Annotated in this window: 12 protein-coding genes; 4 read left to right on the top strand and 8 right to left on the bottom strand. The window is 49.5% G+C overall.

Going from position 1 to position 12,006, the window contains the following annotated elements; all coding sequences use genetic code 11:
* Positions 1–46 precede the first annotated feature (46 nt).
* Genes HMPREF3090_RS02705 through aroF form a run of 5 tightly spaced genes read right to left on the bottom strand, consistent with a single transcriptional unit; the run spans position 47 to position 5,483 of the window.
* Positions 47–946, bottom strand: coding sequence for a prephenate dehydratase (locus tag HMPREF3090_RS02705; protein WP_067976193.1), 900 nt, complete (start codon positions 944–946; stop codon positions 47–49).
* Positions 947–971: 25 nt separating this feature from the next.
* Positions 972–2,060, bottom strand: coding sequence for a chorismate synthase (aroC, locus tag HMPREF3090_RS02700; protein ID WP_067976191.1), 1,089 nt, complete (start codon positions 2,058–2,060; stop codon positions 972–974).
* Positions 2,041–3,345 carry a 3-phosphoshikimate 1-carboxyvinyltransferase gene (gene aroA, locus HMPREF3090_RS02695; RefSeq protein WP_067976188.1) on the bottom strand — a complete coding sequence of 435 codons (1,305 nt, stop codon included), beginning with the start codon at positions 3,343–3,345 and terminating at the stop codon, positions 2,041–2,043. Before aroA ends, aroC begins: the two co-directional genes overlap by 20 nt.
* Entirely contained in the window at positions 3,345–4,430 is a 1,086-nt protein-coding gene (gene aroB / locus HMPREF3090_RS02690; RefSeq protein WP_067976183.1) for a 3-dehydroquinate synthase, read from the bottom strand. The genes aroA and aroB overlap by 1 nt, the downstream gene beginning before the upstream one ends.
* A 39-nt stretch (positions 4,431–4,469) precedes the next feature.
* A complete protein-coding gene (gene aroF, locus HMPREF3090_RS02685) occupies positions 4,470–5,483 on the bottom strand; it encodes a 3-deoxy-7-phosphoheptulonate synthase (protein ID WP_246818688.1) in 1,014 nt (337 codons plus the stop codon).
* Between the two features lie 535 nt (positions 5,484–6,018).
* Between aroF and aroE the strand changes: the two genes are divergently transcribed.
* From aroE to HMPREF3090_RS02665, 4 genes are read left to right on the top strand one after another with little or no spacing between them, the layout of a single operon-like run.
* A complete protein-coding gene (aroE, locus tag HMPREF3090_RS02680) occupies positions 6,019–6,831 on the top strand; it encodes a shikimate dehydrogenase (RefSeq protein WP_067976181.1) in 813 nt (270 codons plus the stop codon).
* Entirely contained in the window at positions 6,818–7,342 is a 525-nt protein-coding gene (locus HMPREF3090_RS02675; RefSeq protein WP_070485865.1) for a shikimate kinase, read from the top strand. Before aroE ends, HMPREF3090_RS02675 begins: the two co-directional genes overlap by 14 nt.
* Positions 7,323–7,751, top strand: coding sequence for a type II 3-dehydroquinate dehydratase (gene aroQ / locus HMPREF3090_RS02670; protein ID WP_067976179.1), 429 nt, complete (start codon positions 7,323–7,325; stop codon positions 7,749–7,751). Before HMPREF3090_RS02675 ends, aroQ begins: the two co-directional genes overlap by 20 nt.
* A gap of 2 nt (positions 7,752–7,753) precedes the next feature.
* Entirely contained in the window at positions 7,754–8,596 is an 843-nt protein-coding gene (locus HMPREF3090_RS02665) for a prephenate dehydrogenase (protein ID WP_070485863.1), read from the top strand.
* 79 nt (positions 8,597–8,675) lie between these two features.
* Here the strand turns inward: HMPREF3090_RS02665 and HMPREF3090_RS02660 are convergent, their stop codons facing one another.
* From HMPREF3090_RS02660 to HMPREF3090_RS02650, 3 genes are read right to left on the bottom strand one after another with little or no spacing between them, the layout of a single operon-like run.
* Entirely contained in the window at positions 8,676–9,482 is an 807-nt protein-coding gene (locus tag HMPREF3090_RS02660) for an ABC transporter ATP-binding protein (protein WP_067976176.1), read from the bottom strand.
* Positions 9,483–9,494: 12 nt separating this feature from the next.
* Complete coding sequence (locus tag HMPREF3090_RS02655) at positions 9,495–10,385, bottom strand: ABC transporter permease (RefSeq protein ID WP_067976175.1); 891 nt, start codon at positions 10,383–10,385, stop codon at positions 9,495–9,497.
* A 5-nt stretch (positions 10,386–10,390) separates the two neighbouring features.
* The gene (locus HMPREF3090_RS02650; RefSeq protein WP_067976174.1) at positions 10,391–11,344 is read right to left on the bottom strand and encodes an ABC transporter substrate-binding protein; all 954 of its coding nucleotides are present in this window, start codon (positions 11,342–11,344) and stop codon (positions 10,391–10,393) included.
* Between the last annotated feature and the right edge of the window lie 662 nt (positions 11,345–12,006).

Below are 12,006 nucleotides of genomic sequence, written 5' to 3'. Positions count from 1 at the left end.
GCTTACTTAGAGTAACCTATTTAGGCCCTATAAGCAAGCATTAAGCCTAGGTCAGATAGGAAATTTCCGCCTCTTGGGCTTCCATGCAAGCGATGATCTGGATGTATTGGCTAGCGTGTTCAAGCATCTGCCAAAAGAGCTGGGCTTGACCTTCTAAGCCCTGGATATCCACTTCAATGAAGAAGCCATAGCTGAAGGGCTGGTCTTGAATAGGACGGGCATCCAGGCCTTCCAAGTTACAATTGAACAAGTTAAAAATCGTCAGCAATTGGTGGAGGGCCCCCGGCTTGTGGGCCGTTTCCACATAGAGCATCAAGCGACTGGCCCAGGGATGGTCCGCTAACAAATGAACTAAGAGCTGGTCCTTATCTAGGTTCAACAGCTCGTCGCGGTAGCGCCGCATCATAAAGAAACGCGTCATATTGGTCGATTCATTCTGAACTTGGCGGGCTAAAGCCTGCAAGTGGTAAATTTCCCCACAGCGTTCGCTAGACAAGGCCCCTAAACTGGGATCCCCTTCCTGGGCAATGAACTGGGCAGCCTGGGCCGTATCCTTATAGGAAATGGGCTGGATCCAAGGATGGTCCGCAAAAAAGTTCGTGCACTGGGACAAGGCTTCCGGATGGGAATAAACTTGCTTAAGCTGACTCAGCTGGGCCCCCTCTACTCCCCATAAGACATGGCGGATGGGCTGGTAGTGCTCAGCTTCAGCGTAAACTTGCTGGTAGCGAAAGAGGTCCAAGGTCCGTGTAATAAGCCCCGTGGTTGAATTCTCGATGGGCATCACGGCCCGGTCGATTTTTCCACTGAGGAGGTCATCCACCATCCGGCCAAAGCCATCATAAGGCAGCCCCTCATATAGCCCTTCCTGCACAGGCATCTTCTGCCAGTGGGCTAAAGCGGCCTCACTATAAGATCCAACAATACCCTGGTAAGCAACTTTCATCCCTCATCCCTCTTTCTCTCTTTTCTTATGACCGGGTGAGGATTAAGTCCATCAACCCGATCGCCGTCACGGCTTCAATCACAGGTAATACCCGGGGTACAATGCACGGGTCATGGCGTCCGGTAACCTCTAGTTCAACGTTTTCATGACTTTCAATATTAATGGTCGATTGGGCCTTAGCAATCGAAGCCGGCGCCTTAATGGCGGTCCGGAAGTTGATGGGTGTGCCTAAACTGATCCCCCCGACAATCCCCCCATTGTTTAAACTGGCGGTTTGGACCTGGCCCTGGTCATCATAATAAAAATTATCATTGGCTTCTGAAGCCCGCATAGAGGCAATCTCGAAGCCAGCGCCAAATTCAATCCCCTTGGTAGCTGGCACGGAGAAAATTAAATGGGCAAGCGTCGATTCGATGGAATCGAAGAAGGGGTTGCCATAGCCGGCTTCCAAGCCCAAGATATAAGTCTCGACAATGCCCCCTACCGCATCATGCTGGCCCTTGGCTTGGCGGATACAGCGGGCCATTTCTTCAGCTAAGCCCTCCGTCAAAACAGGCAGGGTCTCTTGGCGGAAGGCCAATAAGTCCTCTCGACTGAGTTTTTGGAAGTCAAGCTCTGCTTGGTCCTTGACCTCACCGATCGAACAGACCCTGGAGCCAATGGTCACTCCATACTGGTCCAGCCATTGCTGGCAGACGGCTCCCGCAAAGACGAGGGGCGCTGTAATCCGTCCCGAAAAGTGGCCGCTTCCCCGGTAGTCGTTATATCCATCATAGCGCTTGAGCGCGGGATAGTCCGTCTGACCGGGACGCATGAGTTTACGCATCTGGCTGTAGTCCTTGGACCGGGTATTGGTATTGTAGATCAGAGCCGTCAAGGGCGCGCCCGTTGTATGGCCGTTAAAATAGCCACTCACAATATCCGGTAGGTCTTCTTCCCGGCGCGGTGTCGTTAATTCATTTTGGCCCGGCCGGCGTCGCGCCATCTCTACCAAGATCTTGTCTTCATCGAGGGCTAGTCCAGCTGGCAGCCCAGAAATGGTGATGCCAATGGCTGGACCGTGTGACTCACCAAAAATGGCCACTTGTAACTGTTTACCCCAAATTCCACTCACGGTATTCGCCTCCTAATTTCTTAAAATCTTCCCAGAAGTGTGGGTAAGATTTGCTGACGCTATCTGCATCTTCTATGATAATGGCTTCCTGGCAGACCGTCGATGCGATGGCTAACATCATCGCAATCCGGTGGTCCTTGTGGCTGGATACCCGGCAAGCTCCTTTGAGCTGGTCCACACCTTGGATGATTAAATTATCTCCCTGGACCTGGATCTTAGCCCCTAACTTACTGAGCTCTTCTTGCGTCGCTTTTAGGCGGTCAGATTCCTTGATCCGTAAGCGGGCCAGGTTCTTAATCTGTGTCTCACCCTTGGCTAAACAAGCGGTCAGGGCAAGGACAGGAATCACATCGGGACATTGGGAGCCGTCTAATTCGCAGCCGCCTTCCAATACTTTAGCTTGGATTCGGATTCCGTCATCCTGGACCACAAGCTCAGCACCCAGGGCTTGGAGGAAGCTAATAATCTCTTTATCCCCCTGCTGGCTGGATGGGGCGAGGTCTTGGACGGTGACCGGATTACCGAGGGCCCCTGCACAGAGAAAGAAGGCAGCTTGGGAATAATCGCCTTCCACCCGGTAATCGTTAGCCTGGTAAGTCTGCTTGCCTTTAATCTGGAAGCATTGGTCCTCTGCTCGGTAGTCAATGTCAATCCCATACTTGGCAAGAATATCCAAGGTCAAGTGGATGTAACCCACCGACTCCAAGGGGCCCGTAATTTGCAGGGTCGAATCGCCTTCTAAAAGCGGCAGGGTATAGAGCAGCCCCGTAATAAATTGTGAGCTAATATTGCCTGCCAATTGATAAGCGCCAGCTTGCAGTTTTCCTTCAACTTTCAAGTCCAAAGCTCCATCCGACAAGTTCTCATAATAGAGCCCTTGTTCGTTATAGATCTTTTCATAGGGATCCAACGGCCGACTGCCTAACTTCCCTCGGCCGACAAAGTGGGTCTGACCTGGAAAAAGGCTGGCAATAGGAATCATAAAGCGCAGGGTCGAGCCTGACTCATTGGCATCGATCAGCCGTGAAGCAGACTTGGATGGATGGCCACCACGGATGCTTAAGTCTACCCGCTGGTCTCCGGCTTCCGTCAGCTTGATTTCAGCCCCCAAACTTTGCATGGCTTCAATGGTTGCTTGAATATCATCAGATAGCTGCACATTTAGGACCTGACTTTCCCCCTGGGCGAGGCCAGCCGCAATAATGGCGCGGTGGGCCAGGCTCTTGGAAGGTGGGATATGGACCGCACCCGCTAAGGGCTTGGCTTGAATTTGTAAATCGGTCATTAATGCTTTCCTCCTTCCAGCAAGGGATCAAAGAAATGATCAGGCACCTTGCGGATTTCAGCCTGGCCAATCCTTTTGAGGGTAATGATATGGAGTTGGCCATTTAAATTTTTCTTGTCATTTTTAATGAGAGGCAGGATGCCCGCATAGTCTTCCACTTGGTCCAAAACGGTCGGTAAACCGAAGTCTTTCACCACTTGGTAAATTTCTTGGGTCGACCCTTGGGGGCTGAGCCCCTGGTCCTCTGCCAATTGGTTGATCGCCAGCATACCAATAGCCACCCCTTCGCCGTGGGTATAGCGCTCATACTGGTAGTAGGCCTCAATGGCATGGCCTAGGGTATGCCCATAATTTAGCAGCATCCGACAGCCCGTATCCTTCTCATCGGCTTCGACTACTTCCTGCTTGATGGCACAACAGCGCTCTAGGATCCTTTCAATATCAGCCATGACGCCTGACCGGTTGCCCGCTTGCTTGAGCTTGTCAAAGAAAGCCCGGTCGCGGATGCAGCCGTATTTAATGACCTCTGCCATGCCATCGCTAAAGGCCTTGTCAGACAAGGTCTCTAAGACATTGGGATCAATCAAGACGGAATGGGGGTGGTAGAAGGCTCCCACCAGGTTTTTTCCTTCCTTGAGGTCCACGGCTACCTTGCCGCCCACACTGGAGTCCACTTGGGCAAGGAGCGTGGTCGGAACTTGGATCAAATGAATCCCGCGCAGGAAGCTAGCAGCAACAAAGCCTGCCAAGTCACCAATGACCCCACCCCCTAAGGCAATAATCAAATCGCTCCGGCTGATGCCAAAGTTCACCAAGCGTCCGTAGAGACCGGGTAGGTTTTCAATCGATTTACTGGCTTCACCAGGGGCTAGGACAATTAGCTCAAAGTCATAGCCAGCCTCTTGTAAAGTCGTCGTCACTTGGCTTCCATAGTAGTGGGCCACATTTTCATCCGTAATGACGACGACTTTTTTGCCTTTATGGACAGCTTGGATTTCTTCGGCTAGCTGACCGAGCAAGCCCTTCTTAATTTTTAATGGATAGCTGACTGCTGGTCGATTCAGTTTAATTTCAAGCTCCGCCATTTCAACAGCTCCTCTCATTTGTGCTTTTAATTATTTAGTCTAGTCGCCCTCTGGTACGGTCCGTCCTTCGACTTCAGCAAGGACACGGATTTGTTCCATCAAGCGGTCGAATTGGTCTGGGGTCAAGCTCTGTTGACCATCGCTCCATGCATTCTTAGGATCAGGGTGGATCTCCATGATCAAGCCGTCAGCGCCCGCTGCAATCCCAGCCTTAGCTCCGGCAGGTACCATGTAAGCAATCCCAGCCGCGTGTGAAGGGTCCACAATAATAGGCAGGTGGGTCTTATGTTTCATCAATGGCACCGCTTGAATATCTAGGCAGTTCCGGGTTTCAGTTTCGAAGGTCCGGATTCCGCGTTCGCAGAGAATAACATTTGGATTCCCTTCTGCCATGATGTATTCAGCAGACATTAACCATTCTTGGTAGGTGGCGCTCAGGCCACGTTTTAAGAGGATAGGCTTGTCGGTCTTACCTAATTCTTTTAAGAGGGAGAAGTTCTGCATGTTACGGGCCCCAATTTGGATAACGTCCACATGTTCCACGAATTCATCCAATTGTTCAATGGCCATTAATTCGGTAACAATTGGCAGTCCTGTTTCACGACGGGCTAGGTCCAAGAGGCGGATCCCTTCTGACTGTAAACCTTGGAAGCTGTATGGTGAGGTTCTTGGCTTGTAGGCGCCCCCTCTAAGCATGTTGGCCCCAGCTGCTTTCACCCGCTTAGCTGTCCCAACAATCTGTTCTTCCCCTTCAACGGAGCACGGGCCTGCAATAATAGCTAATTCCTTGCCGCCGATGATTTGGTCGCGGACCTTGATCTGACTTGCTTCAGGGTGGAAGGCCTTATTGGCTAACTTATACGGTTCAGAGACCCGGATAACTTCCGCAATGGTGTCATTGGCCTGAAGTTTGGATTGGTCCACGCGGGAAGTATCTCCGACAATCCCGATGACATCAACCTCTTGGCCTTCAATAATAACGGCCTTGTTACCTGTATCTTCGATTTTATCAATGACATCTTTAACATCGCCAGCTGTCACGTTTGCTTTCATTACAATAATCATTTTCTGTCTCTCCTTTTTATTTCGCTACTATATTTACTATAACACGGTCGGTCTCAGATGGATTCTTAGAAGCAAAAAAGCTGCATTCGTCTTTAACCGAATGCAGCCTGACTAATCCTCTCGAGATGTGAAGTCTTAGATAGTGGGTGCTCCATTCGATTTCTTACCATCAATGGAGCCCTATGCATCAAAGATTGCTTTAGCCTCCATTACCTTTAAAAAAGTAGAAGCTAAAGTAAAACCAGCTATTTGCTAAAAGTTGTTGTTGAGTTAACATGTTCTTTCCTCCTCACTGGTTTTCTTTAATGCGTGCTTTAAATATAGCAGACCAAGGGGAAGCTGTCAACTATTAAATGATAAAATTCTAATCTTATTTTTATTTTACTAATATGTTAACTTCAGATCTTAGCTAAAAAGATTGATTTGACAACTCTTTTTGCCATTTTACCAAGCAAGGCTTGCATTACAATAATGATAACTTTATCATTATCGTAGTGAAAATAAGCTAGAACGGAGTGATGAGATGGAATTTTATGGCTTATTTGGCTACCCCTTGGGCCATAGTCTATCCCCAGAGATCCACCAGATTATATATGAAGAAGCCCAGATTGAAGCGGCTTACAAACTCTTTGAAGTTCCCGAAGAAAGTCTCAGCCAAGCCTTAGAAGCGCTGAAGACTTTAGATATCCGTGGCGCCAATGTCACCATCCCCTATAAGCAGGCCCTCTTCCCCTATCTGGATGAGCTGTCTGAAACTGCGAAAAAATTGGATGCTGTCAATACCATTAAGCAAGTCGACGGTAAACTCAAGGCCTATAATACGGATTATGATGGCATCCACCTATCTTTTGAACGCCGCCATTGGCAGACTCAAGGGAAAGCCGCCTATGTCCTAGGAACAGGAGGGGCTGCCCAGGCGATGGGCCATTATCTGACGGACCACGGCGCCCAAGTCCACCTGGTATCCAGACATCCCGACCAGCACCAGGACAAGCCCTGGCCTTGCCTTTCCTATGCTGAGCTTGAGATCCTAAGAGGCGACTTCCTGGTCAATTGTACACCTGTCGGCATGTATCCGAAGACCCAGGCCTCCCCGCTGGAAGCGCATGACCTCGACCGCTTTGACCATATCTTCGATACCATCTATAACCCTTATGAAAGCCAGCTCTTAAGTGATGCCAAAGCAGCCGGCAAGGCCTACTGTAACGGCCTGGACATGTTAGTCGGCCAAGCCATCCGCTCCGTCGAAATCTGGGAAGACCAGCATTTCTCTAAGGACCAGGTGGAGCGTATTTTAGCCCGTGTAAAGAAAGGATTTAACCATGACCCAGCCTAATCTCATCCTCATCGGTATGCCCGGATCGGGAAAAACCAGCCTCGGTCAAGCCCTCGTCCAAAAACTTTCCTTAGATTTCCTAGACATGGACCAGGAAATTGAAAGAGTCTCGGGCCGAACCATCTCTGAAATTTTTGAAGAAGGAGAAACTGCCTTCCGTAGCTTCGAATCCCAACTTGCCCGCGAGCTTGATCAAGCTAAGGGCCTTATTATTGCCACGGGTGGCGGGGTCGTCAAAGATCCCGATAATGTTAAGGCCCTTAAAAAAGGAGGCAAAGTCTTCTTTATCGACCGCCCCCTGGACCAGATTGCTGCAGACATTAACAGCGACCAACGCCCCCTACTCAAGGGACGCCTGGACCAGCTCCAGGTCCTCTACCAAGAGCGCTACCCCCTCTACCAGGCAGCTGCTGATTTCCATATCTCCAACCAGGGCAGCCTGGACCAGTGCCTGAAAACCATTATAGCGACCTATCGAAAGGACGGAAACCATGAAATTCTTAATTCTTAACGGCCCCAATCTCAATTTCTTAGGCATTCGGGAACCAGCTATCTATGGCCATGCTAGTCTCAAGCAAATTGAAAGTGATTTAGACCAAAGCTTTGACCATGAGCTCAGCTTCTTCCAGAGCAACCATGAAGGCGCCTTGATCGACCGCCTGCAAGAAGCTTATTACGAAAAGATCGATGGGATTGTTTTTAACCCGGGTGCTTTCACCCACTACTCTTATGCCCTCCACGATGCGCTCACCAGCATCCAAATCCCTTGTGTGGAAGTCCACCTCTCAGCCATCCAACAAAGAGAGAGCTTCCGTCAGACCTCAGTTATTGCCCCTGCCTGCATCGGCCAGATTTCAGGCTTCGGTAAGGACAGCTACGCCCTGGGCCTAGAAGCCCTGCTTAAACATTTGGAGGAATAAGTATGAAAATTGTCATTGTCGGTCTGGGAGCGATCGGGTCTTCCTTTGCCCAAGCCTTGACCCAAGCAGGCTACCAAGAAATCCGCGGCATCGACCAGAATCCAGAGACCTGTCTCAAAGCTGAAGAATTAGGGATTGTAAAGACTGCCCAAACGGAGGATGACCAAGCCCTCAGCCAAGCTGACCTCATCTTTATCACCCTCCACCCCCAAGCGGTCGCCCCCTATGTTGAAAGCAAGCAGGACCTCTTCAAGTCGACCTGCCTCTTGACGGACGTTACAGGGATTAAGCGGGACGTTATGGACCAAGTCGAAGCCATTCTCCGCCCTGACTTAGACTTCATCTATGCCCATCCGATGCGAGGGAGTGAAAAGGCAGGGATCGCCGGCCTCAATAGTGCCCAATTCCGGGGAGCCAACGCCCTACTCGTCGTTAGCCAAAGAAACCAGGAGAGCCACCTCGAATTGATCGAAGCCCTCTACCGGGCCATGGGCTTCCAGGAGGTCAGCCGGGTGGATGCCGAAAGCCATGACCGGGCCATAGCCTATGTGAGCCAGCTCATGCACGTCCTCGCCGTTGCTGCGGTAAATTCCGCCCCTAACTGTGAGGACACCATGCAGTTCGCGGGCAATAGCTTCCAAGAACTGACCCGGATTGCGGACGTCAATGCGCCCCTATGGACAGACCTCTTCCTCCACAACCAGGACTACTTACTGGAAAGCATCGAAGCCTTCGAAAAAGAACTGGTCCGCGTCAAAACAGCCCTAAAGAACAAAGACTCTGACCAGCTCCAAGACGCCTTCCAAGCATCCACCCAGCAAAGAAGAGAATGGTATGTGGACTAAGGTCTAAAATTTAAAACATCAAAAAAATCCTCGACCTTCACTAATCCAGTGCGGGCCGAGGATTTTTATATGGTCCATATTAAGCTTTTAAGAGCAAGTCGTCATCACGCAATTGGTTACCGACATTCTCCTTGAAGAGTTCCATCAAGTCTTCAACCGATAATTTGGCCTTGTCTTCCCCTTTGACATCGACAACAATGCGGCCATCATGGAGCATGATCAGACGGTTGCCGTAAGCCAGAGCATCATTCATGTCATGGGTGATCATGAGAGAAGTTAAGTGGTTCTCCTCAATCAGAAGCTGGGTTAAGCCCATCACCATCTCACTAGTCCGCGGGTCGAGGGCCGCCGTGTGCTCATCCAAGAGTAAGAGCTCGGGCGTTTCGAGGATGGCCATGATCAGGGTTAGGACTTGGCGCTGGCCCCCAGACAAGTTAGATGCAGCGGTGTTCAAGCGGTCTTCAAGGCCCAAGTCGACCCGGCTGAGCTGGTCACGGAAGAGCTGGCGCATGTCTTCTGTTACAGACCGGCCGAAGCCCCGACGCTTGCCCCGTTTGTATGCGATGGCAAGGTTCTCTTCAATGGTCAGATTACGGGCAGTCCCCATTTGTGGATCTTGGAAGACCCGGCTGATTCCAGCGGCCCGCTTGTAGGCAGGCCGGTCCGTAATATCTTCACCGCGCAGGCGGATCCGCCCAGAAGACACTGGAATCGTTCCTGCAATCAGGTTGAGTAAGGTTGACTTGCCTGCCCCATTGGAACCAATCACAGAGATAAAGTCATGGTCATGGATGGCGAGGGACAAATCTTTAGTCACATGGTTTTCATTAATACTTCCTGGATTGAAAACCTTATTAATCTGGTCAAGTTCTAGTAAGTTCGTCATAACACTACTCCTTTACTTAGCACTGGCTTGCCGGTTCGCGAAACTGGCCTTGGCATGGGGGGCATAGAGAATAATAGCGAGCGCGATGGATGAAAGCACCTTGATATCGCTGGGAAGAACAGGCAGGAATTGTTGCTGCATGATGAAATCAATAATCAAGCGGTAAATCACAGCTCCAATCGCAATGGTGATTAAACGTTTGCCGAAAGTGAGGTTGCGGCGGAGCACTTCCCCAATAATAATAGCGGCTAAACCAATAACAATCGTCCCGGTCCCCATGGCAATATCCGCATAGCCGTTATTCTGGCAGATAATCGCTCCTGATAAGGCAATCAAACCGTTAGAGAGCATCAAGCCCACTAACTTCATTTGGTCCGTTTTGACCCCATTGGCTTCTGCCATGAGCGGGTTATCCCCAGTCGCCCGGAGCGTCAAACCATATTCGGTATTCATAAAGATCACCAGAGCCATAATAACAACTGCTAGGAAAATTAAGGCAATGATTAAAGAAGCCAAGGTAGGATTCATCCCCGTCGCTTGGAAAGACTCCATGATATTGGCCTCCCCTAGTAAAGGAATATTGGCCTGCCCCATGATCCGCAAGTTAATGGAATAAAGCCCCGTCATGGTTAGGATCCCGGAAAGCAAAGCTGGAATATGCATCTTATTAATCATAAAGCCATTGACCAAGCCTGCCACTAAGCCCGCTAAGAAAGCAGCAAGGGTAGCGATCAACGGATGGACTCCCGAAACAATTAACTTGGCGCAGACCGCCGCACCCAAGGGGAAACTCCCCTCAGCTGACAAGTCGGCAATATCTAAAATGCGGAAGGTCAAATAGACCCCAATTGCAAGAATGGACCACATGAGTCCCTGTGAAATACTTGAAACAATTAAATCCATATCCTTTATTCTCCCTTCTTAATCTGTGCTGGGTCAATCCCTAGGTCTTTGGCCATGGCTTCATTTATTACTAATTCATAATCCTTAGCTTTTTCGACAGGAATTTGACTGACATCGGCGCCATCTTTGAGGATTTTAACCGCCATTTCAGCCGTCTGCCGGCCTAGATCCTTGTAGTTAACCCCGTAAGTCGCTAAGCAACCTTCTAAGTGGGCGCTCTCAGCTCCGATGGTTGGCACTTTGGCTTCCCGGACCACACTGCCAATTGTCGGAATCGTTTGGGCAATCGTGTTATCGGTCGGTAAGCAAATGCCATCCACACGTTTGGCCAAGGCTGTAACCGCTGACTGGACTTCATTGGTTGTCGTCACCGTTTGTGCTTCCACTTTCAGGCCCTTGCTTTCCGCATAGTCTTTGAAAGCCTTAAACTGGATTTCAGAATTCACTTCGCTGGAATTGTAAGGCATGCCCACCGTCTTAATCGACGGATCGATCGTCAAAAGTAGGTCCACCGCTTTCTCCACTGGGGCAATGTCGCTGGTTCCTGAAGCATTGGTTCCCGGTTGGTCCAAGGACTTCACAAGGTTAGCAGAGACCGCATCCGTTACCGCTGTAAATAGGACAGGGGTTTGCTTATCGGCATTGAGGGCAGCCTGGGCTGCGGGCGTCGCAATGGCGAAAGTTAAATCCTTGCGCCCCTTCATATTTTGGGCGATCGAATTCAGGTTAGACTGGTCAGCCTGGGCATTCTGGTAATCAATATGGATGGTCTCCCCATCCTTGAAGCCCGCTTCTTCGAGGCCTTCCACGAAACCTTCCCGGGCATTGTTGAGGGCTTGGTGTTCCCCATATTGGATAATCCCAATCTCTTTTTGTCCGTCTTGACCGCCCTGGCTACATCCAGCCAGAGATAGGCCGACTAAGCCTAGTCCTAAAATAGCGCGTATTTTCTTATTCATTCTTCTCTCCATTTCTAGTGCTAAGGCACAGATCCGTCTAGCCTTCCTGGCAAACAAAAAAGGTTTAATTAGATATGATAAAAACTAATTAAACCTTAAGGCTATCTGATTTATAAGCTATGCCTTTAGCCATTAGAATTTATCATTCTGGATGGCTAAACACTTCAAAAGACTTCAGCCATCATAGATCCAAAACGCTGATGTTTGTACCTATGATGGATTCACAGCTACAAACACGATCTAAAATAGCTAAAGTAATACTTGCTCATTTTCTTAGCAGAACATGAAAAATTAACATGCTCTAAATTCAATTGTTTCATTCTTCATGCTCCTCCCTATCGTGATGACCTAATAATAAACCGACATTATAATAAAGTCAAGAGAATAATTAACAAAAACTAATCTTTCTTACAAAAATATCATAATTAAGGGTGTGAGCAAGAGCGGTTAGACTTGAATGATTGGAGCCCAAGCGGATAAGAGCGACTTTAGCCGGTCGTTCCGATTGGGTGAAATCCCTTCAAGTCTGCTCTTGCGAACCCGACTAGGAAGGGTGTGAGGGCTGGCGGGAGAAATAGACCTCTGGAGCAAATAGTCAGAGAAGATTGCAAATCTTCGGCGACTATTTGTGAAGAGGAGCTATTTCTGCCAGACCGAACCCG

The organism is Aerococcus sp. HMSC23C02 (genome assembly GCF_001806805.1).
GTDB lineage: Bacteria > Bacillota > Bacilli > Lactobacillales > Aerococcaceae > Aerococcus > Aerococcus sanguinicola.
This window is presented reverse-complemented; position numbering and strand designations above follow the sequence as displayed.

Bases quoted from the DNA above. Each gene is read 5' to 3' on its own strand.
- HMPREF3090_RS02705 (WP_067976193.1), bottom strand. From the start codon at position 946: ATGAAAGTTGCTTACCAGGGTATTGTTGGATCTTATAGTGAGGCCGCT.
- aroA (WP_067976188.1), bottom strand. From the start codon at position 3,345: ATGACCGATTTACAAATTCAAGCCAAGCCCTTAGCGGGTGCGGTCCAT.
- aroB (WP_067976183.1), bottom strand. From the start codon at position 4,430: ATGGCGGAGCTTGAAATTAAACTGAATCGACCAGCAGTCAGCTATCCA.
- aroF (WP_246818688.1), bottom strand. From the start codon at position 5,483: ATGAAAGCAAACGTGACAGCTGGCGATGTTAAAGATGTCATTGATAAA.
- aroE (WP_067976181.1), top strand. From the start codon at position 6,019: ATGGAATTTTATGGCTTATTTGGCTACCCCTTGGGCCATAGTCTATCC.
- HMPREF3090_RS02675 (WP_070485865.1), top strand. From the start codon at position 6,818: ATGACCCAGCCTAATCTCATCCTCATCGGTATGCCCGGATCGGGAAAA.
- aroQ (WP_067976179.1), top strand. From the start codon at position 7,323: ATGAAATTCTTAATTCTTAACGGCCCCAATCTCAATTTCTTAGGCATT.
- HMPREF3090_RS02665 (WP_070485863.1), top strand. From the start codon at position 7,754: ATGAAAATTGTCATTGTCGGTCTGGGAGCGATCGGGTCTTCCTTTGCC.
- HMPREF3090_RS02660 (WP_067976176.1), bottom strand. From the start codon at position 9,482: ATGACGAACTTACTAGAACTTGACCAGATTAATAAGGTTTTCAATCCA.
- HMPREF3090_RS02655 (WP_067976175.1), bottom strand. From the start codon at position 10,385: ATGGATTTAATTGTTTCAAGTATTTCACAGGGACTCATGTGGTCCATT.
- HMPREF3090_RS02650 (WP_067976174.1), bottom strand. From the start codon at position 11,344: ATGAATAAGAAAATACGCGCTATTTTAGGACTAGGCTTAGTCGGCCTA.